This is a genomic window from Flavobacterium sp. IB48 (assembly GCF_016405855.1).
Lineage (GTDB): Bacteria > Bacteroidota > Bacteroidia > Flavobacteriales > Flavobacteriaceae > Flavobacterium > Flavobacterium ginsengisoli.
Genome location: NZ_JAEFCA010000002.1, coordinates 625,268 through 651,966, shown reverse-complemented (window position 1 = coordinate 651,966; position 26,699 = coordinate 625,268). Strand labels below are relative to the sequence as shown.

The 26,699-nt window shown below is 34.6% G+C and carries 18 protein-coding genes; 9 read left to right on the top strand and 9 right to left on the bottom strand.

The features are described 5' to 3' along the window. The 4 genes from JC605_RS09820 to JC605_RS09805 are packed head-to-tail and all read left to right on the top strand — an operon-like array spanning position 1 to position 5,336. Positions 1 to 3,564 carry a response regulator gene (locus JC605_RS09820; RefSeq protein ID WP_198856002.1) on the top strand — a complete coding sequence of 1,188 codons (3,564 nt, stop codon included), beginning with the start codon at positions 1 to 3 and terminating at the stop codon, positions 3,562 to 3,564. Positions 3,565 to 3,581: 17 nt separating this feature from the next. Continuing rightward, complete coding sequence (locus JC605_RS09815; RefSeq protein WP_198856001.1) at positions 3,582 to 3,947, top strand: response regulator; 366 nt, start codon at positions 3,582 to 3,584, stop codon at positions 3,945 to 3,947. Positions 3,948 to 3,954: 7 nt separating this feature from the next. Beyond that, on the top strand, positions 3,955 to 4,767 hold the full coding sequence (locus tag JC605_RS09810; protein WP_198856000.1) for a protein-glutamate O-methyltransferase CheR: 813 nt from the start codon (positions 3,955 to 3,957) through the stop codon (positions 4,765 to 4,767). Next, complete coding sequence (locus JC605_RS09805; RefSeq protein WP_198855999.1) at positions 4,746 to 5,336, top strand: chemotaxis protein CheB; 591 nt, start codon at positions 4,746 to 4,748, stop codon at positions 5,334 to 5,336. Before JC605_RS09810 ends, JC605_RS09805 begins: the two co-directional genes overlap by 22 nt. Before the next feature lie 6 nt (positions 5,337 to 5,342). On the opposite strand, the gene JC605_RS09800 is transcribed toward JC605_RS09805, so the two are convergent. Both JC605_RS09800 and JC605_RS09795 read right to left on the bottom strand, forming a co-directional pair. Then, the gene (locus JC605_RS09800) at positions 5,343 to 6,104 is read right to left on the bottom strand and encodes a porin family protein (RefSeq protein ID WP_198855998.1); all 762 of its coding nucleotides are present in this window, start codon (positions 6,102 to 6,104) and stop codon (positions 5,343 to 5,345) included. A 12-nt stretch (positions 6,105 to 6,116) separates the two neighbouring features. Then, a complete protein-coding gene (locus tag JC605_RS09795; RefSeq protein WP_198855997.1) occupies positions 6,117 to 7,238 on the bottom strand; it encodes a hypothetical protein in 1,122 nt (373 codons plus the stop codon). A gap of 302 nt (positions 7,239 to 7,540) precedes the next feature. Here JC605_RS09795 and JC605_RS09790 point away from each other — a divergent pair, with 302 nt between their 5' ends. From JC605_RS09790 to JC605_RS09770, 5 genes are all read left to right on the top strand, one after another. After that, the gene (locus JC605_RS09790) at positions 7,541 to 7,864 is read left to right on the top strand and encodes a DUF6660 family protein (RefSeq protein ID WP_198855996.1); all 324 of its coding nucleotides are present in this window, start codon (positions 7,541 to 7,543) and stop codon (positions 7,862 to 7,864) included. 107 nt (positions 7,865 to 7,971) lie between these two features. Then, entirely contained in the window at positions 7,972 to 11,091 is a 3,120-nt protein-coding gene (locus tag JC605_RS09785) for an efflux RND transporter permease subunit (protein ID WP_198855995.1), read from the top strand. 38 nt (positions 11,092 to 11,129) lie between these two features. Beyond that, positions 11,130 to 12,377, top strand: a complete 1,248-nt coding sequence (locus tag JC605_RS09780; RefSeq protein WP_198855994.1) for a TolC family protein — start codon at positions 11,130 to 11,132, stop codon at positions 12,375 to 12,377. 2 nt (positions 12,378 to 12,379) lie between these two features. Then, entirely contained in the window at positions 12,380 to 13,642 is a 1,263-nt protein-coding gene (locus JC605_RS09775; protein WP_198855993.1) for an efflux RND transporter periplasmic adaptor subunit, read from the top strand. 410 nt (positions 13,643 to 14,052) lie between these two features. After that, positions 14,053 to 16,053: a heavy metal translocating P-type ATPase gene (locus tag JC605_RS09770; protein ID WP_198855992.1), complete on the top strand. Its 2,001-nt coding sequence runs from the start codon at positions 14,053 to 14,055 to the stop codon at positions 16,051 to 16,053. A 66-nt stretch (positions 16,054 to 16,119) separates the two neighbouring features. Here JC605_RS09770 and JC605_RS09765 read toward each other — a convergent pair whose 3' ends face one another. The 7 genes from JC605_RS09765 to JC605_RS09735 form a co-directional block, all read right to left on the bottom strand. After that, a complete protein-coding gene (locus JC605_RS09765) occupies positions 16,120 to 16,518 on the bottom strand; it encodes a tautomerase family protein (RefSeq protein WP_198855991.1) in 399 nt (132 codons plus the stop codon). Between the two features lie 45 nt (positions 16,519 to 16,563). Next, positions 16,564 to 17,214 (bottom strand): VOC family protein, encoded by a 651-nt coding sequence (locus tag JC605_RS09760; protein ID WP_198855990.1) that lies wholly within the window; start codon positions 17,212 to 17,214, stop codon positions 16,564 to 16,566. A gap of 267 nt (positions 17,215 to 17,481) precedes the next feature. Next, entirely contained in the window at positions 17,482 to 18,936 is a 1,455-nt protein-coding gene (locus tag JC605_RS09755; RefSeq protein ID WP_198855989.1) for a sulfatase, read from the bottom strand. A gap of 165 nt (positions 18,937 to 19,101) precedes the next feature. Then, positions 19,102 to 20,244, bottom strand: a complete 1,143-nt coding sequence (locus JC605_RS09750; RefSeq protein WP_233074080.1) for a cytochrome-c peroxidase — start codon at positions 20,242 to 20,244, stop codon at positions 19,102 to 19,104. Between the two features lie 174 nt (positions 20,245 to 20,418). Further along, a complete protein-coding gene (locus JC605_RS09745; protein ID WP_198855988.1) occupies positions 20,419 to 21,882 on the bottom strand; it encodes a hypothetical protein in 1,464 nt (487 codons plus the stop codon). Beyond that, positions 21,869 to 23,329: a RagB/SusD family nutrient uptake outer membrane protein gene (locus JC605_RS09740; RefSeq protein WP_233074079.1), complete on the bottom strand. Its 1,461-nt coding sequence runs from the start codon at positions 23,327 to 23,329 to the stop codon at positions 21,869 to 21,871. Before JC605_RS09740 ends, JC605_RS09745 begins: the two co-directional genes overlap by 14 nt. Positions 23,330 to 23,333: 4 nt before the next feature. After that, on the bottom strand, positions 23,334 to 26,693 hold the full coding sequence (locus tag JC605_RS09735; protein ID WP_198855986.1) for a SusC/RagA family TonB-linked outer membrane protein: 3,360 nt from the start codon (positions 26,691 to 26,693) through the stop codon (positions 23,334 to 23,336). Positions 26,694 to 26,699 lie beyond the last annotated feature (6 nt).

Genomic DNA, 26,699 nt, shown 5'->3' with positions numbered 1-26,699 from the left:
ATGAACGGTAATTTTAAAAGGAATTTATTAATTAGTTCGCTAGTTTCGTTGCTTGTACTTACCATTAGCTCGGTTGCCTCGTTTATAAGCATTAAAAGTCTTTTAAACAGCAATTTTTGGGTTAATCATACTCAGGATGTAATTTACAACCTAAATGAAGGTTCCTCAATTCTTACCGAAGCTCAAACAAGCATGAGAGGATACTTGCTTACAGGAGACGAGCAATTTGTTGGCCGTTTTAATGATTCTGAAGCAAAAGCCAATGCTTATTTTGAAAAGTTGGATGGTTTAACAGCTGATAATCCTTCGCAAACTAAATTACTAGAAGAATTGCGTGACAAACGTTCAGCTTTCTTTAAATATCTAAACAATCAGATTGTAAAAAAGAGATTAAGCAAGCAAATACTGATCTTTGATTTGAATGAGGGCCGAAATATGATGAACGAAATGCGTGCAATCATCAAAAAGGTCGAAAATACAGAACAAAAGCTTTTAGATGAACGCAATTCAAATTCAGAGCGTTATGGCAGATATAGTTTGGCTTTAATTGCGATTGCTTTCTTTATCGCCTTCCTTATTTCTATAGTTTTCCTGATTAGAATTCTGAAAGATTACAATGAAAGAACTTTATTGCAACAAGAATTAATAAAAAAGGATAAAGAAACAGCTGATAGATTGCAAGTAATTGGCGGTATTGCAACACAAATTTCTAAAGGAAATTATGATGTTCAAATCGATGATCGAAAAGCAGATACTTTAGGTGCGCTTGGAGCTTCTATTCATGAAATGAAAAATTCGCTAAAAAATTCGTTCGACTTATTATCTCAAAAAGAATGGCTTCAGTCTGGTGTTGCGACTTTAAATGATAAAATGTTAGGCGAAAAAACAATCCAGAAGTTATCTAAAGATGTAATCGAATTTTTGTGCCAATATACCAACAGCAGCGCTGGAGTTTTGTATGTTTTGGACGGAGAAGAAATGACAATTTCTGGTGGATACAGTTATATTCCGAGTAAAAATAGAGAAAGAATTAAGAAAGGTGAAGGCTTAATCGGACAGGCAATTGTTTCGGGAAAAATGCTGGAATTGAAAACACTTTCGCCAGATGATATTCAAATTAATTACGCTTTAGGCGAAATAAAACCAACTCATATTGTAGCGCTTCCGCTTATGGATTTCAAAGTAGAAGGAGCAGTAGAATTGGCAAGTATTTATGGTTTTTCTGTACTGCAATTGGAATTTTTAAACATTGTAGCCAATAATATTGGAATTGCCCTGAAAGCGACTCAAAATCGTAAACGTGTTTTAGAATTGTTGGAAGAAACCAAATCGCAAGCAGAAGAATTACAAATTCAGCACAGCGAATTGGAAGCTATAAATGCAGAATTGGAAGCGCAAACTGAAAAACTGCAAGCATCAGAAGAAGAACTTCGCGTACAGCAGGAAGAATTGGAGCAAACAAATGAAGAACTATCAGAAAGAAGTGTTTTATTAGAAGAAAAAAATACAGAAATTCAGAAGAAATCAGAGGCTTTAGAATTAACAACTCGCTACAAATCAGAATTTTTAGCTAATATGTCGCATGAGTTGAGAACGCCTTTAAACTCGATTTTATTATTGAGCCGTTTGCTTTCTGAAAACAACAATAAAACAATGAACAATGAAGAAATTGAATTTGCAAAAGTAATTCAGAGTTCAGGAAACAGTTTATTAGGATTAATCGATGAAATTCTGGATTTATCTAAAATTGAAGCTGGTAAAATGGATCTAGAGTTCTTAGATGTTTCGACAAAAGAGATTACAGACACGCTTTATAATTTGTTTTATCTGGTAGCAAAAGAGAAAAATATCAACTTTGAAATTATTGCCAAAGAAGCACCAATTGTTATCAAAACAGATAAAATGCGTTTGGAGCAAATTCTAAAAAACTTGATCTCAAATGCGATTAAATTTACAGAAAAAGGAACTGTTTCTCTTGAAATTAAGGTTGATACAGACGACGATAAAATAATCTGCTTTATTGTAAAAGATACCGGAATTGGAATTCCGTTAGAAAAACAACCATTAATTTTTGAGGCTTTCCAGCAAGCTGATGGTTCTACAAAACGCAAATACGGAGGAACAGGTTTAGGATTGTCAATTAGCCGTGAACTAGCTAAATTATTAAGAGGAGAAATCATCCTGCACAGCAAAGTAAACGAAGGAAGTACGTTTACGTTATGTTTGCCTGTATTAGGATTTGCAATCAATAAAGTGTCAGTAAATAAAATTCCAGAGGCAGAAGAAATTGAAGTTCAATCTGAAAATGAAGAACAAAAACCAAGATACATTAGCGATGTTGTGCCAGCAGAAATTGAAGACGACAGAAATTCTATTGTAGAAGGCGACAAAGTAATTTTGATTGTAGAAGATGATATTAATTTTGCTAAATCATTATTAGCTTTTACACAGAAAAAAGGTTACAAAGGCGTTGTTGCTGTAAGAGGAGATTATGCTTTAAATTTTGCCTTAATCTATAGACCAATTGGTATTTTATTAGATATCGAATTGCCAATTAAAAGCGGTTGGGAAGTTTTGGAAGAATTGAAGAATAATTCGCACACCAAACATATTTCGGTGCACATTATGTCATCGCATAAATTGAAGCAAGAAAGCTTGCTAAAAGGAGCTGTAGATTTCTTAGATAAACCAGTTGCGTTTGACAAGATTCCGGAAGTTTTTATGCGAATTGAGCACATCATCAATAAAGAATCTCAGAAGGTTTTAATTATTGAAGATAATCCGAAACACGCAAAAGCTTTAGCTTATTTCTTAGAAACGTATAATATCAATTCGGAAATTAAGAGTGAAGTTTCGGCAGGTTTATCGGCTTTAGGAAAAGAAGAGGTAGATTGCGTAATTCTTGATATGGGAATCCCAGATAAACAAGCCTACGAAATTCTAGATGGAGTTAAGAAAAGTCCAGGATTAGAAAATCTTCCTGTAATTGTCTTTACAGGAAAAAGTTTGTCTATAAAGGAAGAACTGAAAATTAGAAAATATGCCGATTCGATTATTGTAAAAACGGCTCATTCATACCAAAGAATGCTAGATGAGGTTTCGCTTTTCCTTCACTTAGTAGAAGAAAAGAAAGAAGGCACAGCAAAGGAAAACCACAAAAAGCTGAATTCGCTAAATAATATTTTGTTTGAGAAAAAAGTATTAATTGTAGACGATGATGTACGAAATATATATTCGCTTTCAAAAGCTTTAGAAGCCTTTAAAATGAATGTAATTACAGCTTTTGATGGAAAAGAGGCTATTAAAATTTTAGATGAAAACCCAGATACAGATGTGGTGTTGCTAGATATGATGATGCCTAATATGGATGGCTACGAAACAGCAGAAAAGATAAGAAGTAACCCGAAATTCCTTAACTTAGCTGTAATAGCTGTAACGGCAAAAGCAATGACTGGAGACAGAGAAAAATGTATTAAAGCTGGTGCTTCAGATTATATTACAAAACCTGTCGATGTAGACCAGCTTTTATCGTTACTGCGAGTGTGGCTTTATGATAAAATCTAATCTTTAAAATGCTGTAAATGGGAAAGAAACGTGTTTTGATCGTAGATGATGATTCGAGGAATATTTTTGCTTTAGTAAACACTTTAAAAGCAAAATCGTATGATTGTTTATCTTGCTTAAGCGCCGAAGAGGCTCTAAAAATACTAAAAGAAAACTCATCTATAGATGCAGTTTTAATCGATATGATGATGCCAGAAATGGATGGTTATGAGGCAATTCCGCTTATAAAAGAAATTCCGTCGCAAGAATCTACCTTAGTAATTGCCGTTACAGCACAGGCAATGGCAGGAGACAGAGAAAAATGTTTACAAGCTGGAGCAGACGCCTACATCTCTAAACCAGTAGATGTTGATAAATTACTTCAGATTTTGGAAGAAATCTAAATGAATTATGATTGAAGATATTGAATTAGAAACTCTTATAAATGATGTTTACGAATATTACGGTTTTGATTTTGGAAGTTATTCGAGAGCTTCACTTAAACGACGAGTAAGCCGGGTTTTTTATTTAGATGGATTTAAACATTTTCATGAATTTTTATCTAAAGTCCGCACAGATCCAGAATATTACAAAAGAATGATAGACGAAATCACGGTTAATGTAACCGAGATGTTTCGTGATCCATCATTTTATCTAACATTAAGAAAAGAAGTCCTACCACTTTTAGGCCCCAAGCCTTTTATTCGTATTTGGCATGCAGGCTGTTCTACGGGAGAGGAAGTATATTCTATGGCAATTATGTTGAAAGAAGAAGGCTTGCTTCATAAATCAATATTATATGCTACAGATATAAATGCATCTGTGCTAGAAACAGCCAAAAGCGGTATTTTTCCGTTACGAATGATAAAAGATTATGCAGACAATTATCGCGATGCAGGCGGACAACAGGATTTTTCAGATTATTACATTGCCAATTATGGTTTTGCAAAGTTTAACGAGAATCTTTCTGAGAAAATGGTTTTCTCACAGCATAACTTAGTTTCAGATAATTCGTTTAATGAGTTTGACCTTATTTTGTGCCGTAATGTTTTAATTTATTTTGATAATAATCTACAGAAGAGAGTTGTGAATCTATTCGACGATAGCTTGGCTGTTCTAGGATTTTTGGCACTCGGAACAAAAGAAACGATAAAATATTCTATATCTCAAACCAAATATAAACAATTTGCTAAAGAGAAAATATGGAGAAAAGTAAGAGAATAACAAATTGTAAAGTAATTATAATTGGAGGTTCGGCAGGAAGCTTACAGGCATTATTGCAAATTTTGCCTTTTATAGAAAAGCCTATTTCTTTTGCCATTGTAATAGTAGTTCATAGAAAAAATTCAGATGAACAAACCTTAGAAGATTTAATTGCCTTAAAATCGCAAATAATAGTAAAAGAAGTAGAAGACAAGGTAAAACTAGAACCAGGATTTATCTATATCGCGCCGTCCAATTATCATTTATTATTTGAAAGAAACGAAACACTGTCTTTAGACACTTCAGAAAAAATAAACTACAGCAGACCAAGTATTGACGTCTCATTTGAGTCTGCTGCAGAAATATATGGCAATCATTTGATCGGAATTTTACTTTCGGGTTCCAATTCTGATGGAACAATCGGATTGAGGGCTATTCAGGCATTTGGCGGAATAAGCGTTGTCCAGAATCCGCTTTCTGCAGACATGCCTTTTATGCCCAATAATGCCATTTTGCATACGGTACCTGATTTTGTTTTAAGCACCGATGAGATTCTTGAATTTATAAAAGAAACCAATCAGGAAGAATAAAAGATATTATTTTTCATCTTCTGGCAGAACCACTTTGTTAAGTTCGGCTTCTTTTTCAGCTCTTTTTTGTGCAGCTTTTCCTTTTCCGATAGGTAGTCCTGCTGTAACATACAAAGATCTGTTATATTGATTGTTTGGTCCATCTCCTTTCATTACAGTAACAAGCCCGTAATAATATTGAACTGTTAGATTTAAACCATGTCCAACATTCAAATGATAACCGGCGCCAAATGCAAGTCCAGCATCAATAACATGAATTTGATCACGAATGTTCTTTTTGTAGACCACATCGTCGTTGTTGATTTCGTTTTTAAACTCATCAAATGCTTTGGCTAATAATCCAAATTGCGGACCCGCTTTAAGGTAGATATTATTCTTAAATTGATATTTAATCAATATAGGAACATTAAAATAACGTATTTCGCGATTAACGTGTCCACCTGCAAAAGTATTGTCCAAATTTTCATCGTTTAAAGAATAAACTGGAATATCTTTGGCTCCCATGGGTGATTTTACAATTACTCCTGTATTGATCATCCACGCTGGATTTTTTCTAGATCTCAAATCAAAATAAAAACCAAGATTGAAACCTGGATTTAAGGCGGAAGATCCCATGTTTGAAATGGTAGAAAAATTAGCACCACCTTCAAGACCAAACTCTAAAAACTGCGAATTGAGTTTATCTCCAAATATTAAGGAAATCAGGACTTGGGATTGTGCTGTGGTAATACAAAAAAAAGTGGCAAAGATTAGAAAACCTTTTTTCATATGATTTCCGAATTAAAGTCCAAAACGATACTGAAGACTGCCCAGAACTTGTGTACGTGAGCCTAAGAAACCGCATTCTGCACGAAACATAATATGTCTGCTGAATTGATACTGCGATCCAACAATAAAGTTCCACATGTCTTTAGGCCTTTTTTGAAGCGAATATTGAACAGACGAGCTTTCGGCCGTACTCAATGCTCCATCCAGAGTTGCAAGAATTGTCCCCGCTCTGTCTAAAGCTCTGTCTGCCGTGTTGTGCTTGGCAATATTAACTGGATTTTTTTGTTCAGCTGGAGTCAAGCCATCCCACCAGTTATCTACTTTTGTTTGGTTTTCGGATACTTTTTGAAGACCGCTATCCACTTTAGCCTGCGCACCGGTAAGATCAATAAAATTAGACAATGGCAAATTTCCATTAGTATCTCCAGAAATGTGTACTCTAAAACCTCCGACCCAAACTGCTATATTTGTATCTGGTTTATTGAATTTAAAAGTCTTACCAAATCGTGGACCGAAGATATAAGAGAAAGCAGGTTTATCAAGCGAACTTATGTCGGTCCAAGCCATATTCATATCAAGTGCAAACCAGCCTCCGCCAATACCAATTGTGGGAGTCATACCAATACCGAAAGTTGTAGCATTAAAGTTTGCTTTTGTATTAAAATGAGCAACTTCTGACCAGTTATTATCAGCATCCGGAACGTAAATTCCGGCATTGATGTTTGTTGAAGTATTGGCTTTTCCAAAGATGCCATAGATATTTAAAAAAGGAAGTAGCCATATATCTGGACGAATAGTAAGCGCTCCAGCTTCAACATAAGATTTGTCAAAACGAACGATCTCATCCAAATTATACTGAGGCCCATTATTAAAACCAACATTTAAATTATTGATAATTATATCAGAGGTTTGCCAAAAATAATTTACAGATACTCCAGCGGAGTAAGGAAGTTTATAGCCTTTTTGGGCTACTTTTTCGCCCCAGATAGGAAGAGCGTAGGGGTATTTTTCTACTTTAAGACTGTCTTTTAAATCTTCATTTTTTTTTCCAACAATTTTGTCGGTATAAACTTGTCCAAAAATCTGTATGCTGAAAAATAATAAAGAGGCTGATATTAGTGTCTTACATTTCATTGATTAGAGTATTAAAAATTAATTAAACTGCGAAAAATAAATTGTACTAATGGGTGTAAAGAAATCTCTGCTTATTTTTTTTGGCGTATAGAAAAAGTGTTTTTAAAGGTTAAAATGAGGGACTTAAAGAATTGTTAATTATTGTTAAAGTTAACGAAATTTTCTTACCTCCAACAAAGTTTTTAAAGAAAATAAAAAATCTATTGAAATAATTGTCAGGTCATTAACTAGCATTTTATTTTTACTATCATCAATTTTAATTAACTGAAAAAAAAATAAAAATAAATTGTACTTTTACAGCTGTGAAATGGATAACAATCATATTATCAATTTACCTAATGGCATTATCTAATATGCCATGTGCGGATATGGAAGTAAACAGCGCCATGCATAAAACAGCTCAGTTTACTTCAGAAGATAATCATTCGCATGATAAAGCAAATGATTTATGTTCTCCATTTTGCGTCTGTAACTGTTGCGGTGCACAGGTTTTAAGTTACCATTCTGCTGTAACTTTTGAATTTCCTAAAACTTACAATCAAATTTCAATAGCTTTACCAAGTTATAATTCTGTTTTTATTTCCAATTTCTACGGAAGTATTTGGCAACCCCCTCAAATAGCATAATGATTATGCCTGTTCGATGAAAATCGAAACGGGCGAGAGAGTTGTGGATTTTCCACACGTTTACAGGCAATTTAATTGTCTAATTTCTCACGTCATTATATATTCAAATGTTAGATAAAATCATACAGTTTAGTATACGAAACAAATTCGTTATACTATTATTTACCCTTGCACTAATTGCTTGGGGAAGCTATTCGCTTAAAAAATTACCATTGGATGCATTACCAGATGTAACCAACAATCAAGTTCAGATTATTACAACGGCGCCAACATTGGCAAGCCAGGAAGTCGAACAATTAATTACATATCCATTAGAAAGAGCTGTAAAAACAGTTCCAGATGTGATAGAGCTTCGCAGTATTTCCCGTTTTGGATTATCGGTTGTAACGGTTGTTTTTGAGGACGATGTCGATATTTACTGGGCTCGCGAGCAAATTTTCCAGCGTCTAAAACAAGCCGAAGAAAACATTCCAGATTATGTAAATTCTCCCGAATTAGCACCAATTTCTACAGGTTTAGGAGAGATTTATCAATACGATGTTTACGCTAAAAAAGGTTACGAAAACAAATATAGCGCTGTAGAACTGCGTACCATTCAAGATTGGATTATTATTCCGCAATTGCAAGGAATTAAAGGTGTTGCGGAAGTAAGTACTTGGGGCGGAAAACTAAAACAATTCGAAATAGCCGTAAATCCCAATATGCTCAATAGTTTGGGGGTAACAATTACCGAAATTTTTGATGCTTTAGAAAAAAACAATCAAAATACAGGCGGCGCTTATATTGAAAAAGATCAATACACTTATTTTATTCGTGGTGTCGGAATGGCAAAAGGCGTAAAAGACCTTGAAAATGTTGTCGTAAAAAACCGAAATGGTTCGCCAGTTTTGGTTCGAAATGTTGCGCAAGTTCGCGAAGGCGTTGCGTTGCGTTATGGAGCATCAACAAAAGACGGGAAAGGAGAAATCGTTTCGGGAATGGTTTTAATGTTAAAAGGAGAAAACTCTAGCGCTGTTGTAAATCGTGTTCACGAAAAAATGGGGCAAATAAATAAAAGTCTTCCCGAGGGAGTTGTTGCCGAAGCTTTTATTGATAGAGGAAAACTCGTAGATAATTCTATAAAAACCGTTGCTAAGAATTTATTAGAAGGAGCATTAATCGTGATTTTTGTTTTGATTTTATTCTTAGGAAATCTTCGTGCAGGATTAATCGTTGCTTCGGTTATTCCGTTAGCAATGTTGTTTGCTGTGATTCTCATGAATGCCTTTGGCGTAAGCGGAAATTTAATGAGTCTTGGTGCTATAGATTTCGGAATTATTGTCGACGGAGCCGTCATTATCGTCGAGGCCACTATGCACCATCTGCAGAAATTCAAAAACAAAAAAGAACTAACGCAGGAAGAAATGGACGAAGAAGTCTATAATTCGGCTTCAAAAATTAGAAATAGTGCCGCTTTTGGTGAAATTATCATTCTTATAGTTTATTTGCCAATCTTAGCTTTAATTGGAACCGAAGGAAAAATGTTTAAACCAATGGCGATGACGGTTGGTTTTGCGATTATTGGAGCTTTTATCCTTTCGTTGACTTATATTCCGATGATGAGTGCTTTGTTTCTTTCCAAAAAGACAGAACACAAAGAAAACTTCAGCGACCGAATGATTGCTTGGTTAGAAAGCCGTTATACGCCATTATTAAAAAAAGCTCTAGAATTTAAAAAAGTGGTGCTTTCTATTGCCGTTGCATTATTTGCTTTAGCGTTTATCATTTTTCAAAATATGGGAGGTGAATTTATTCCAACAATCGAAGAAGGCGATTTAGCAATCAATGCTACAATTATGACAGGAAGTTCACTCACACAAATGGTTGAAACGACTACTAAATACGAACAGATTCTAAAAGCCAAATTCCCAGAAATCAAAACCATCGTAACCAAAATAGGAAGCGGTGAGATCCCAACTGATCCAATGCCAATTGAAAGCGGCGATTTGATTATTGTTCTAAAAGACAAAAAAGAATGGAAAGGTAAATACCACAATTGGGAAGAATTGGCAAACGCCATGAAAAAGGAAATGGAAATTATTCCAGGAGCAAATATCGAAATCTCTCAGCCAATTCAGATGCGTTTTAACGAATTAATGACAGGAAGCCGATCTGATATTGCAATCAAGATTTTTGGTGATGATTTGGAAATTCTAGACGCTAAGGCAACAGAATTAATAGCGAAAATAAAAGGAATTGAAGGAATAGGAGATTTAAAAGCCGATAAAGTTACAGGACTGCCACAAATTACAATTAAATACGATTATGATAAAATCGCTCTTTACGGATTGAATATTTCAGACATCAACCAAATTATTCGTTCGTCTTTTGCGGGAGAAGTTGCAGGAAAGATTTATGACGAAAGCAAAAGATTTGATGTTGTCGTAAGAATGGATGAAAACAATCGTGGCGATATTACCGATGTGAGCAATCTGTTTATTCCGCTTCCGAGTGGACAACAAGTTCCTTTATCACAAGTTGCTTCAGTTGAATACGAGCAAGGCCCTGTACAGGTTATCCGCGAAGACGGAAAACGAAGAATTACTGTTGGATTAAACGTTCGTGGAAGAGATATTAAAAGTGTTGTGGAAGAAATTCAGGCGAAACTAGATAAAAGTTTCAAACTTCCTGCGGGTTATTATGTGACTTACGGTGGACAGTTTGAAAATCTGATTGAAGCTTCAAAAAGACTTTCTGTCGCTTTACCCATTGCTTTGGGACTAATTTTAGTTTTGCTTTATTTCACTTTTAAAAGTGTAAAACAAGCATTATTAATTTTTACAGCGATTCCATTATCAGCTATCGGAGGTGTTTTTGCGCTTTCACTGAGAGGAATGCCGTTTAGTATTTCGGCAGGAATTGGTTTTATTGCTTTATTTGGAATCGCAGTTTTAAACGGAATTGTACTGATTTCCTATTTCAATCAATTAAAATCTGAAGGTATTTCGGATGCATTTCAACGAATTATTATTGGCACTAAAACACGTTTGCGTCCTGTTTTAATGACCGCAGCCGTAGCTTCATTAGGATTCATGCCAATGGCATTATCAACAAGTGGCGGAGCAGAGGTGCAAAAACCTTTGGCAACCGTAGTAATCGGCGGATTAATCTCAGCAACTTTATTAACCTTAATTGTTTTACCGATTTTGTATTTATTGTTGGAGAGATTTAACCGCAAAGAGCGCTAAGGTTTACGGAAAGGACACAAAGAAAAATTTAAAAGAAAATGAAAAAGTTACTATATAATTTAAGAAAAATAATCTTTGCGAACTTCGCGCTTCCTTTGCGAACTTTGCGGTTAAGCGCGTTCCTATTGGCAAGTACAGCAACATTTGCACAGCAACCTATAAGTCTAGAAAAAGCAATAGAACTCGCCAAATCAAACAACATCGATTTAAAAATTGCCGATAAAGAAATCGAAAAACAAACTGTTCTTAAAAAAGCAGCTTTTCAGCCAGATCCGCTTCAAGTGCAGTATCAAGGCGGTCAGTTCAATAGTGCAGATTACGATCATAACGTTTCTGTGCAACAGTTTTTTCCGTTAGGGAATATTACAAAAGCCAATAGGCAATTACAGGAAGAACTGGCAAAACTGGCCGAAAAAAGAAAAGCTTTGTCTTCATATGAAATCGAAAAAGCAGTGACATTGGCATATTATCAATATTTGTATGGCGTTTCGATTCAGAAACTCAATTCAGAATTGAATGATATTTATACCAAATTTCTAAAAAATGCCGAACTGCGTTTTAAAACAGGAGAAAGTGGAAATATAGAAGTCATTAGTGCTAAAGCTAAAGTAAAAGAAATTGAAACTCAGAAAGCGCAATTAGAATATGATTTAGCAATTTATCAGAAGCAATTGCAATTTTTCATTCAGACAGATGAAAATATTGCCCCAGACCAGAATACGGCTTTGCAATACACTTTTATAGAAAACCAGCAAAACACAACAGCCGAAGCTTTAATGACCGATTTTTATCAGCAGCAAATATCAGTCTATCAAAAAGAAGCTGGAACATTTAAAGCTTTGCGTACGCCAAAAGTAGGTTTAGGATATTTTGCTCAGACAATAAATACAGAATCTTTGTTTCAAGGTTTTACAGCAGGATTGCAAATTCCGTTGTTTGGAGGAGTTAATACAACTAAAGCAAAAGCGGCTGAAATCAGTATTTCGCAGTCACAATTGGCTTTAGACAAAAATAAAATGATACTGAATCTGCAAAGAGAAGAATTGAAAAACAACTTTGAAAAACAGCAGAAGAATTTAGCCTATTTCCAAAATGAAGGGTCGCAATACGCCAATCAAATTATTGAAACTGCCCAAAAAAGTTATGCCAATGGTGACATGAGTTATTGGTCGTATATCAGTTTTTTAAATCAGGCAATTGATATTAAAAAACAATTTGCAGAGGCAACGCACAGCTATAATCAAAGTGCTATCGAACTTCAATTTCCAACTATCAAAAACAATTAATCATGAAAAATATACTTATGAATTTAACCGCAAAGAACGCTAAGATTACGCAAAGAGCACAAAGTTTAGTTTCCTTGCGTACTTTGCGCTTTGTCTTTGCGTGCTTTGCGGTTACCTTAACAGCATGCAATGAAAAAAAGGTAGAAGAAACTTCTGAAGAAGAAAAATCTACTACAGAAGTTGCTTTAACCGCTTCTCAATACAAAACAGTAGGAATTGAAACAGGAATTGTAGAAGATAGAAATCTGAATAAAATCATCAAAGCAAATGGTTATACAACTGTTCCTCCGCAAAATTCTGCTGAGGTTTCGACTTTGATTGGAGGAACTGTAAAAGACATTTTTGTTTTGGAGGGAACATTCGTAAACAAAGGAAAAGTTTTGGCAACCATTCAAAATCTGGAAGTTATAGGAATGCAGGAAGATTACCAATCGGCGGTGGCGAATGTAGAATATCTGCAGTTAGAATACAATCGTCAGAAAACGTTGAGTGACGAAAATGTGAATCCGAGAAAGACTTTTCAGGAAGTAAAAGCCAAATTAGCGGCCGAAAAAGCTCGCGCGCAGGCAGCAAAAAATAGACTTGATGCTTTGCATGTTAATATAAAAGGATCTACACCAGTTGTACCAATTCTTTCGCCAATAAACGGTTTTGTTGGAAAAATCAATATTGCGAAAGGCGCTTTTGCAAATACAGGAGTTTCGCTTTTTGAAGTCGTTGATAACAGTCAGATGCATTTGGATTTAAATGTTTATGAGAAAGATTTAGGTTCGATTTCGATTGGTCAAGTAATTGATTTTGTGTTAACAAATCAATCCAATAAATCAATTAAAGGAAAGATTTTCGGAATCAATAAATCTTTTTCTAACGAAAGTAAAACGGTTGCCGTACACGCCAAAATTGATCCCGCTGATGCGAAAGGATTGATTCCAGGAATGTACGTTTCTGCAAATATTAATATTGTAAATGCAACAGTTCCAGCATTACCAAAAGATGCCGTCGTGAGAAATGCTGATAAATACTTTGTTTTTATTCAAGAAGATGTTCAGGCCGCAGAAAAACACGAGCATAAAGAGGGGGAAAAAGAAGAAGCTCATGAAGAAGAAGTGCATTTTAAAGCTGTTGAGGTTATTCCAGGAACAACGGATTTAGGTTTTACAGAAGTTAAGTTTGTAAATGATATTCCGGCCAACGCTAAGATTGTGACCAAAGGTGCATTTTATCTACTTTCGGCAATGAAGGGCGGAGGAGAGCATTCGCACTAGTTTTTTTAAAGATGCTAAGTTGCTAAGATACTAAGGGACTAAGTTTTTTGTTGGAGTGGAATTTGCTCGCAAAGTCGCAAAGACGCAAAGTTTTTTATATAGAGAATAAACGTATTATTTGTCATTTCGACGAAGGAGAAATCTCCGTAAGTAGCTCTGTTCCTAAAATCTAATCTTTGTGGAGTTTCTCGCGGAGATTTCTCCTTCGTCGAAATGACATAAAATGAGAAAAAACTTTGCGTCTTTGCGACTTTGCGAGATTAATTCGCCACAGTTAAATAAAAACTTTGCGTCTTTGCGACAATAAACTTTAATACAAAATGCTTAAATTTAGGACATAATTTAAACAAAGTTTTGTGAACATAAAACTTGTCCCGATAGCTATCGGGATTAAACCTGAAATTCAAAAAATGATACATCAAGATAAAGAAGTAAAAAGTACAAAAAATAAAGCCAAACCTTCCTGCTGCTGTTCTCATGACGAACCTGTTCACTCTGAAAATGACGGACATGATCACGGAGGACACGATCACGAACACAATGTAGATGGAGGTCTTTTTAAACTGTTTCTGCCATCCATAATATCTTTTGTTTTACTGATTGTAGGAATTGCTTTTGACAACTATTTTAAGCAAGAATGGTTTGCGGGATATGTTAGAATTGTATGGTATGCAATTGCCTATCTTCCTGTTGGAATTCCTGTTTTGCGAGAAGCTTACGAAAGCATTTTAAAAGGAGACGTTTTTTCGGAGTTTTTTCTCATGTGCATTGCTACTATTGGCGCATTTGCAATAGGCGAATATCCCGAAGGTGTTGCAGTAATGCTGTTTTATACGATTGGAGAAACTTTTCAAGGAATGGCAGTTAAGAGAGCAAAAACAAGCATTAAAAAACTGTTGGATCAGCGTCCTGATGAGGTGCATATTTTAGAAAATAATGTTGCCGTAAAAGTCAAAGCCAAAGACGTTCAAATTGGAGCTATTATTCAGCTTAAAGCTGGAGAAAAATTAGGTTTGGATGGCGAATTGTTATCCGATTCTGCTTTTGTAAATACAGCTGCTTTAACAGGAGAAAGCAAGCCGGCTACCAAAAAGAAAGGCGATACTGTTTTGGCAGGAATGATAAACGGAAATACTATTATCGAAGTAAAAGTAACAACAGCTTACAGCGATAGTAAGTTGTCTAAAATTCTGGAATTGGTTCAAAATGCCACTGCAAAAAAAGCGCCTGCGGAGTTGTTTATTAGAAAGTTTGCAAAAATATATACACCAATTGTAGTGTATTTGGCAATTGCAATTTGTTTGGTTCCGATGCTCTTTGTGTCTAATTATGTTTTTACCGATTGGTTATATAGAGCATTGGTTTTCTTAGTTATTTCTTGTCCTTGTGCTTTAGTTATCAGTATTCCGCTTGGTTATTTTGGAGGAATTGGCGCTGCAAGCAGAAACGGAATTTTGTTTAAAGGAAGTAATTTCTTAGACAGCATTTCGACGATTCAAAATGTTGTAGTTGACAAAACGGGAACGATGACAGAAGGCGTTTTTAAAGTTCAGGACGTCATTATAAAACCAGAATTTGATAAAGACGAAATTTTAAAACTGGTTAATGTTTTAGAAAATAAAAGTTCTCATCCTGTGGCAACAGCAATTCATAATCATGTTGGAACCATTGATTCTTCGGTAGAATTGAAAGATATTGAAGAAATTTCAGGGCACGGATTAAAAGCTACATACAAGGAGAAAGATTTACATGTCGGGAATTTTAAATTATTGGATAAGTTCAACATTTCGTATGATATCGATCCTTCAACAATCGTTTACACTACAATTGCAATTGCTTACGGAGGTAAATTTGCAGGTTATTTGACTATTGCGGATGAAATTAAAGAAGATGCGAAAGAAACGGTTTCTAAACTAAAAGCTTTAGGGGTAAAATTGACGATGTTAAGTGGCGATAAGTCTAATGTTGTTCAATTTGTAGCTGATAAAGTCGGTATTAAGAATGCTTTTGGCGATTTGCTTCCAGAAGATAAAGTAAATAAAGTCAACGAAATTAAAGCTAAAAATGAAACGATTGCCTTTGTTGGCGATGGTGTTAACGATGCGCCTGTAATTGCTTTAAGTACAGTCGGGATTGCAATGGGTGGTTTAGGAAGTGATGCCACAATCGAAACTGCTGATATTGTAATTCAGGACGATAAACCGAGTAAAATTGCAATGGCTATTAACATCGGAAAACAAACTAAAAAGATTGTTTGGCAAAATATTACATTGGCTTTTGTAGTAAAAGCTTTTGTATTAATTCTTGGCGCTGGCGGACTTGCAACAATGTGGGAAGCTGTTTTTGCAGATGTTGGCGTGGCACTTTTAGCAATTCTGAATGCGGTTAGGATTCAGAGAATGAAGTTTTAAATAATTATTTGAGTTATATAGAAAAGCCCAATTCAAACAAATGAATTGGGTTTTTTATATTTAGAATTATTTCTTTAAGTGCTTTGGCTCTTGAATTTCTCCATTACCAAAAGACCAATTTTCCAGACCATTATTTTCGAGCAAAACAATAATTACATTATTGATTGTAATTTCTGTTGAGGCACTGATTTTTGTTGCTATTTGCTGATACAATTTCCTCTTTTGTTCTAAGGTTCTTCCTTGTCCAGCAGTTATTTGCACATAAACGATTTCTTCAGAATGTGAAATTCCTAAATAACTTTTAGGATATTTTATCTGATGAAACTCTAATTCTTCAATAACATGAAAATAATCATCTACAGGAATATTAAATTCTTCAATCAAAGATTGATGTACCACTTCTGAAATATTATTTTTGGTTTTAAGGGAAAGCGTTTTTGGTAGACTGATTCTAACGAAAGGCATTTTAATTCATTTAAATTTTAAATAAAATTACGGAACTTTTAATTACTAAAAATCCAATTCAATTATATTTTCATTATTCTCCAAAGTAATTTTCACAGGATTACTTTCAGAAGGAATTTGAGTTGGATACCAATTTCTAGTGGGCTGAACGAGAATTAATAAACCATTATGATCGCCAATGGCAGCAAATTTATCGGTATTTGTATTTTGAGTAAAAAAATGCAATCCGTGTTCTTCAACTAATTGTTTTCCTAATTGTAATGGACTTTCCGTAACAATTCCGATTTCGCTAATGCTTAAAATAGATGCAGCGTTGAAGTCGCCAACTTGTTCGTTATTAAGATCATGTCTAGCAATAAATTCCAGTAAATTTCCATTGTGATCGAAGAAATAAATAGAATGCGCATTCCAATTTTCAAAATTCGTCACGACACTTTTATCTTCCAAAACAATTAAATCAACTTTGTCTTTGCACCATTGAATGGCTTCTTCAAGCTGATTCTCGGGAATATTAAAAGCAAAATGATATATAGAATCAAAGCTGGGATCTTCAATAAATTTTAAAATGGAAGTTCCAGCCTGAAACGTGATCGATTTTTGATCATTTTCCAGAATAAAAAGGCCAAAAATATTCTGATAAAATGCTTTCGTTTTTTGAATATCGTTTGTTTTGATTTGTATTTGATCTATTCTCATCGTAGTATATTTTATAAAAGAAAAAGCTTCTTTTTGATTGATGAACAAATTTAAGAAACGTCAATTATATTAGACTTACAGCGCTATTTTATGCATCAATGAAAGAATAATTAATAATTATTGATTGACGTTAAAAGACATCTTTAAATAATCTATTAAAGCTACAAAAAAGGCAAACAGTTTTTGTTACGAGATTCTTAAAAAATCTTTCATATTTAATCTTTGCATTTAAATAAAAAAGCTCGATTACTATCGAGCTTTTGTGTTTTAGTATGTTGCAGGTTTTCTAATATTTTTTCCAATCTTATGATTCAAATCGTCGCCAAGATCTTCTCGTGCTGTCTCGGCAATTTTCTGAATTTCGGCTACAATTTCAGGATATAATTGTTGTACATCTCGTACTTCTCCTGGATCGTGTGCTAAATTGTAAAGTGCCATTGGGAATTCTGCAGAAGCGCCTTCGCCACGATAACCGTCTTTTCCTTGCAGTTTTTTATTATAAGTTGTGCCTTTATGAGGGAAAACCAATTTCCAATGTTTGTAACGAATAGCTTCTAGATTATTGCTTCCAACTCCAAAATAATAATAGAAAACTTCTCTTGGCCCTTTAGTCGTTTTTCCCGTCAATAAAGGAAGAAAATTTAAACCGTCAATTTGGTTTTTTGGTAACGATGCGCCAGTAATTGCGGCAATAGTGGGCAATAAATCCATATTGGTCATTAGAGAACTGTTTACGGTACCATTTTTTATTTTTCCTGGCCAGCGAATTAAAAACGGAACCCTTGTACCGCCTTCCCAAGTGGTAGATTTTCCTTCTCTAAAACCTCCTGAAGATCCAGCATTATCACCAAAAACAAGCCAAGGTCCATTATCGCTGGTTACAATTAAAACGGTGTTTTTGGCAAGTCCTTCTTTGTCTAAAGTGCTTATGATTTCGCCAATAGACCAATCCAGTTCCATAATTACATCGCCAAAAAGTCCTAAATCGCTTTTACCTTTAAATTTGTCTGAAACAGCCAAAGGCGCGTGAGGTAAAGGATGAGTGAGATATAAAAAGAACGGATTTTTTTTGTTTTTTTGGATGAAACCAATTGCTTTTTCGGTAAAAAGAGTCGTTAATTTTGAAGCATCTTTAATGTTTTCAATTGTATCAATAATCGTTGTATTATTGATTAATGGAAGCGGAGGGAAGCTTGAACGCATATCTTTTGCGTCTGTAACTTTCGAATAGCCGTCGTAATCAATTGGCCAAACATCGTGAGAATAAGGGATTCCGAAAAACTCATCAAAGCCATAGTTAGTTGGCCAGTACGGTAATTCGTTACCCAAATGCCATTTGCCATAATTGGCGGTTTTATATCCGTTTTTCTTTAAAAGTGACGCAATAGTTTCCTCATTCGGATTTAAAGCATGTTTGGCTCCAGGAAGCAATACGCCCGACATTCCGATTCGGTTTGGATAGCAGCCCGTTAGCAAAGCAGCTCTAGACGCCGTACAAATGGCTTGTCCAGCATTAAAGTTAGTCAAACGCATTCCTTCTTCAGCGATCTGATTAAAATGTGGAGTGTTAACTCCCGTCATTCCATACGGTTCGGTGTCGCCATAACCCATATCATCCATGTTGATGATAATGATGTTGGGTTTAGAAGTACGGTTTTTACTTTGTGCAATGCCTAAAGAGGAAATTGCAGAAAGCAAGATCAAGAAGAAGCTTCTTTTCATAATTTGTGGTTTTTGAGATAATAAATAATTGCATGGCGTGTAAGTTTGGTTGATCACAAATATATTGAAAAGATGAATTTTAGAAACAAAAAAAGCCCATTTCATAAAAAGAAATGGGCTTAACAGATTTGCAAATTTTGGGGCAAGTGCAAATCATCAACTAACTTATTTTGGCATTTCAGGAATAATGATTCTTCTCGTTGGCGTGCTTAAAGTCTCGATAAAAGCTAATAAATCGCCAATCTCTTCTTTGCTCAAATCTAGTTTTCTTAGCATTGGATCTACTTTTGGAATGAGCGAATCTCTAGCAGTTCCCAGATATTTCTTTTGAATTGGAGAAGGATTACCTAAATTGTATAACTCTACAACATCTAATAAAGTTGGGAAATGCCCATGATGCATCCATGGTTTTGTGTTAGCGACTTCACGAAGTGTCGGAGTTCTAAATTTGCCGATATCTTTTACATCTTTAGTAACATTATAACGTCCGAAGTCTTCATTTTTTGTTCCGAATAAAGTTTGGCCGTCGTTATGAAATTGATTATCGCTGAAATAAGGCGTATTATGGCAATTGATGCATTGTGCTTTGGTTCTAAACAAATGCATTCCTTTTACTTGTTGATCGGTATAAATATCTGATTTTCCGCTTACAAACTGATCAAATTTGCTTTTAGGACTATTAATTGATCTTTCGAAAGTGGCAATGGCATATTGAATTCGCTCTAAGGTCACTTTTTTATCGCCAAAAGCTTCTGAAAACAGCGAATTGTAGCCTTTTATTTTGGCAATTTTGTCAACCGCAATTGTCAGTTTTTCATTCATTTCTAAAGGGTCTTGAACAGGAAACTGCGCTTGATCTTCTAGACTAGAAGCTCTTCCGTCCCAAAATAGAGAAGTGGCATATGCTGAATTTAGAATCGTCATAGAGTTACGTTTTCCCGTTTGACGGTCATGGCCAAAAGAACGCGTGAGATTATCGGTCCATCCCAATTCTGGATTGTGACAAGAAGCGCAGGCAATTTGTCCGCTTCGAGATAATCTCGGATCAAAAAACAGAATCTTTCCCAAACTTTCTTTTTCTTTTGAATACGGATTATAAGCAGGATAAGGAACTGCAGGAAGCACACCAATATCTTGAAATTTTGATTTATCGATATTTTCATGTAATGCCGCAGCAGGCCATTTTGAAGCATCTCCGCTGGAATAGCGTTTCCTTAATTCCTGAATATCGATGTAATCAGGATTTTCCAAGCTTTTATAAGCCATTAAGCTTAGCAGGAATAAGATTGGGATGATTAGTTTTTTCAATTCTTTTTTGTTTTTTTATTTTGTTTCAAGTTTTAAGTTTCAAGTTTCAAGTTTCAAGTTTTCAGTCTTAGTCACAGTCGGGCGGTCTTAACTTCCGAAAACTTTGCCAAAGTTTAGAACTTTGACAAAGTTGGCTATGCATAACATTCACAATTCATAATTCACAATTCACAATTATAAAGTAACTTCTTTAGGACAATCAATACTTAAAGCAGTTGGTTTTGGATATGTTTTACTGTTGTACATTCTGTATTGTGTAGAAACTGTCCCTCCAAACAGTTTGTCGTTTGTAAGTTTTAATTCAAATGAAATTTCATATAAACCGTTGCTAACTTCTTTGTACGTTCCTTCTCCTGAAATAGCTATTTGATAAGTATTTGTGGCGCTAGATCCAATTGTAATATCCTGCGGAATTACCAAAACAGTTCCTTCAGTTTTACTATTTCCATTTGCTGGAAAAAATTCTAAGGCAGAAGTGATATTAAATCCAGGAGAGATTGCTGCAGAATTACTTTCGTTAGAGAACCATCTTTTTAAACCAAAAGAATTTACGGTGTTGGTTCCGCTTGCGACATTAAATCCAATTTTGAAAGCATCGTGATAAATATCATCGTTAGGATTTGTAGTTCCTCTATCACTGTATAATATTGCATTCGGATCGTCTTTTGTAACTATAATCGGAAATGTTAAAGCATTGAAAGTCATCCATGCGCAATTTCCATTATTATTAAACCAGTGCTCTCCATACGTTAAAAAAAAGGCATTGGTAGGATCTGTAAATTTAGATGCTGGATATGCTTGAACGTCTCTTTCTGATTTTATAGGTTTTGCAATAGTTAAGTTGATGTTTCCTGTAGCAGTATAATTAGGAATATTGATTAACGTTAATTTTGACTCGTATCGAACATCATCATTTTGAAGATCCTCTAAAAGGGTTAGATGATAGGTTACAGAAGTTCTATTATCTCGGTAATCGTCATGTGTTAAGGAATATTCGAATCCATTTTGAAATTTAAAAATTTCGACATTTTCAATTTCTTCAGGAAAAAATCCATTTGGATAATTTACTTTAAAATCTATTTTTTCGCCTATTTCGCCTTTTATATTGTATTGCGTTACAGGAAATGTATAATTAGTCGCAACGCTTGTTAAATCGATTTTGAAAGTATTGTTTGGATATTCTGTATTCAGATTTCCAATGTGAATATCAGGATCAGAAACGGTTTCCAATTTTAGCGTAATACTTTGGTCTTTAGTCCATCTTTTATCGAATGATACAAAAATAGTATCGGTTATTTTGCTTCCCTGAAATGAAAGCTGATTAGCAGGCTTTAAGCTAAAACTGTCACTAGCACCATTTGTTTCGGCACTAAAATTGGCAGTAACAGTTCCTTTTAAGGCACGTGTGGTTAAGGCTACAGGAACTTTTAAGGTTTTTATGGCTTTGTTTTCATAAGTTGATTGCGGAACTAAATTTCCGTTTACAGCTGGGTATTCTAGAGGTGTGTTATCGCTTTTTACTAAAAAATTAAATCTTAAGTAAGGATCAATTTCAGAGCCTATTTTATAATCATCTTTAGAACATGAAATGTATAATAGGGCTGTAAATAATATACTGAATATCTTAATACGAGTCATTTTGGTGCAAGTTTGGGTTAAGATTAGTGTTGAATGTTGGTATTGGCAATACAAATTTTAAAGACGGATAAGTCAAACTGCAAACAGTTGCCATACAACCGTCATTTCTTGAAACATCTTTATGCATTCTGGCAATATCAAAGAATAAAAAGCCTTCAAAACAGAGTTCTTTTCTTCTTTCTAAAAAGATGTTTTCTTTAAGATTAGCTGTATTGGTTAGTAATGATGCATTGGCACGAGCACGAATGATATTAATATCGGCCATTGCTAAATCGGCTCTGTTGGTTTCAAGTGCAGCTTCGCCACGAATTAAGTACATTTCGCTAAGTCTGAAAGCCACATAACCGGCATTATCCTGATATTTTCTTGTAAAACTGTAGTCAACATAAGTTTGTACACCATTTACAAGAGTAAAAAGCGGTTTAACAAGAAACAATTGTTTTCTTAAGTCAGTGTTTTCGTATAGATCAATCAAATCGTTTGAAGCAGCGTATTTTTGAAAGCTTACATCTGTAGTATAACCGAAAGTTTGAGACATAGATGATGAAACATTTCCTTCGCCATCTTTTCTAGGTGTAAATTCAAGCAGAATTTCTGATATTGGAAGATCTGGTTTTACCCATTCTGAAATTAAGCTTTCTTTGCTGGTTAAAACAACGCCAGAATTGGTAATGACATCATTTGCAACTTCATAAGCATTTGCCCAATCTCCTTTTTGAAGATAAACTCTTGCCAATAATGCTTTTGTATTTTTTTGGTTAAAAAAAGAATATTCTGGACCAGCAAGCACTGTAGCGCCTGAATAATTATCGATGGCATTTTTTAAATCGGCGATAATTAAATCGTAGGTTTCTGCCATAGTTTTTCTTATCGGGTATTGTATGCCAGATTTAATAGATTCGGTGCTATAAACAACTCCTAAATGCGATGCATCGGCAGTATATTTGTAATCCTGACCATAAACAAGAGATAAAAGAAAATGTGTGTAAGCTCTTATTGCCAACGCCTGCGCTTGTATTTGATTTTTCTCTGCAATAGTAGCATCTGTTAATTTAGGAGTATATTCTAAAATTAAATTAGCCTGATTTATTATATCGTAACTGCTATCATAAAATGATTTATAATTACTACTAATTGCCACATCATTAAAAGAATAGGCTTGTTCAATTAATGATGGTGTGGTGATTTGTCCCTTAAGACTTCCTGTTGCAATAGGTGTAAATTTTATATTGCCACCTTGCAGATCAGCATATACAGCATATATTTCTGGACGCAGATTGCCGTCAACTTCAGAGTACAGGCCTGTAAGAGCCTGTAAAACTCCTGTTTTGGTTTTTAAAAGTTCATCTATAGATGTTTGCGTTCCTGGTTCCTGTTCTAAAAAGTCACTACAGCTTTGTAATGAAAGCATTAGAAAAAATATAGAGAGGTATTTTGAATATTTCATTTTCTTAAAATTTAGCATTAACTCCTAGCGAAATTGTTCTAGCTTGCGGATAAATATAATTGTACTCACGTACTCCGTTAATTCCTTTTGGGCTCTTTTCTTTGTACCAATACGCCACATTTGTAGCATCTGCAAAAACAGAAAGAGCATCTAGAAAAGTATTTTTTAGCGGTACATTATAACTTAAATTAATATTGCTGATTCTGATATATGTAGCATCATAAACATACTTGCTTAAATTAGGAAGAATAGGCGAAAGGGTTACAGCTGACTGCGAAACATTATCTCCAGGGTTTCTCCAATAATCGTAAGCATTTACAGAAAGATTTCTGTTTGTTGTTACATTATATTGATCGATAAGAATACTTGAAGCTAGTAAATCGCCACCAATTTGATAATCACCTCTAACAGATAAAGTAAGATTGTTATAGAAAGTAAAAGTGTTATAAAAACCTCCATAAGCATCTGCTGTTTTGTCTCCAATAGGTTCCCAGTCTGCAACGGTATATAGTTCGCCGTAGGTTTTAGCATCGTAAATTTTACCGTTTTTTTCGACAAGATCTCTACCTGTTGCAGGATCTACGCCGGCCCATTTAATTCCCCAAAATGTTGTTGTACTGTAACCTACTTTCTGTGCCATTGCAATATTGGCCTGAGAATAATCGCTTCCTAAACTTTTTAAATGAGTTACTTTATTATTTATTGTAGAAATATTAAATGCCGTTGTCCATCTAAAAGCGTTGCTTTTTATCCATTTGATTCTTGTAGTAAGTTCAAAACCTTTATTGTACATACTAGCAGCATTTAATTGAATAGAATTATAACCGTTTTCTGTAGGAATGTCTCTCGCAGCAATTAAATTGCTTTTATCATCATAATAATATTCTAATGTTAATTCTACTCTTTTAAAAACATTAAAATCAAATCCTGCATTGAATTTTGTGTTTTTTTCCCAGCTTAATTTGCCATTTGGCGAAGCTCCAGTAGTTGCTCCAATAGAACCATTGTATTCGTTTTGGCTTATATTATAAAGACCTTTAGATCTATACGAACCAATTTTAGAGTTTCCGGTTGTACCGTAGCTGGCTTTTAATTTAAAAAAATCAATCCAAGAGTTAGATTTTAGAAAATTTTCATTGCTAATAATCCATCCAGCACCAAAACCTCCATTATGAGCCACATCAGTATCATCTCCAAAGACAGAACTCTGGTCACGACGGTAATTGGCCAATAAAAAATAACGTTTTTTGTAGTTATAATTTATCTGAGAGAATAAAGAAACTCTAGAGTTATAGCTAATTTCGCTTTTGTAAGTTTGACCGCCTTTAGATTCGTCTGCTGGTGTATCTGGATTGTCATCTCTTATGGCATCTGTAACATTATGAATCTGTTCAGGATTTAAGAAACCTACTCCAGATTTGAAATTAAAATCAGCTTTATCTTCTGCAAGTTCAAAACCAACTACACCATCAATTTCATTGCTTTCGTTCAATTTTTTATCAAATAAAGCTTGTCCTTGCCAGTTCCATTTAGTAGAATTTCGCTGATTTATAACGCGTCGTCCCCAAGCTGGATAGGTAATTTTATCCAAAACAAAAGTTCCGTTAAACTGTCCGCTTTCATTTGCTGCAGAAAAGTAGCGATCTTGGTCTTTATCGGTATAATCCATACCAAAAAGAGTAGAGAATTTAATGTTGTCATTAAGTTTATAAGATACATTGAAGCTTCCTAAGAGACCAAAAGTTTGCGCTTCGTTTTTATTTTGCTCAATAGCAGCTAGAGGATTTCCTCTGGTTGCGCCGCTTACACCCAAATCAGCATAAGAACCATCGGCATTATAAACTGCGAGAGTAGGAAGATAAGCGAAATTATAAAAGATATTTGGTGCATCTTTTTGTACAAAACTAGGATTAAGCATTAAATTAATATCCCATTTGCCAGAGCTGTAACCTAAATTAATTCCTGCGTTTAATTGTTTTGTTTCGTTTCCAATTTGCGGTTCATCGATTTTGGTATAACTAACATTAGTGCGGTATGAAAATTTAGATGTCGAACCCGAAACATTAAAATTGTATTTGTTATAAATACCTGATCTATTTAATATATTAAACCAATCTGTATTTATTCCGTTATAAGAAACAGGAACATAACCAGGAGTGGTATTTTTCATATACTCATTTCGCAGTTCAGTATATTGTTCTCCGTTTAAGTATTTAATTTGATTAACGGCAGAAGAAACTCCAAGCTGATTTGAAAAGCCAAATTGTGTTTTTCCTTTTTTACCCTTTTTAGTTGTAATTAAAATTACTCCGTTTGCTCCATCGGCACCATAAATACCTACAGCAGCGGCATCTTTTAAAACAGATATGGTTTCGATATTTTCTGGAGCAATTTTCATTAAAGGATTAGCTAGGTTTTCTGAAAAATCACCGCTTCCGTTAAACAAGCTGCTATCAATAGCATATTCTTCGCTCATTACAACACCATCAACAATAATAAGCGGTTGCGATGAAGTTCCAGAAATTGCTCCGCTTAAAGAAGATAATGTGCCCTGACCACGAATATTAATTTTTACAGGACCGCCAATACCAGAAGTATTTTCTACCATAACTCCAGCAATTTGTCCCGTGATCATTTTGTCAAAACTTTCAGAAGCTTGCTCCACCGCAATATCTTTGGCTTGCAAAGTCGAAATACTTCCAACAATTTCTTCTTTTAATTTAGTAGTTCCGTATGAAGAAGTAATAATAACTTGCTCCAATTCGTCTGTAACTTCTTGAAGATAAAAGACAAATTCTTTTTTGTAGCCAGCAATTTGCGATTGCGATTCCATTCCTAAATAAGCAACTTCAAGAGTTTGTTCTTTAATATTATCGCCTTTTAGTTCATAAGCAAATTTTCCGTTTGCATCAGTTATTGCACCCATTCCAGTTCCGTTTACACGAATAGTGGCACCAGGAAGAGGCTGTCTGTCTTTTGCACTGTAAACCGTTCCTTTAATAATGCGTTCTGTTTCCTGAACAGCAGATTTAGATCTGTCAACAGGAGCAGCGTTGGTTAATAAAACTTGCTTTTTCTGAATGTAGTACGAGATATCTGTGCCTTTAAGTAGTTTCTTTAAAGCAACTTCCAAAGTAGCATCATTAACATCTAAATCAGCCAGCTGCTCGGTGTCTATTTTTTTTGCATTATAAATGATTCTAAAATCACTTTGTTCCTCAATAGATTTGATAATTAGGCTTATAGGTTTGTTTTTTACGTGAATATTGATGAGTTTATTCTGAGAAAATCCTTTAAATCCAGATATGAGAATAGCTAAGAAAAACAGAATTTTTCTTAAAACGGGTTGTATCGTAAATGTCATGTTTGT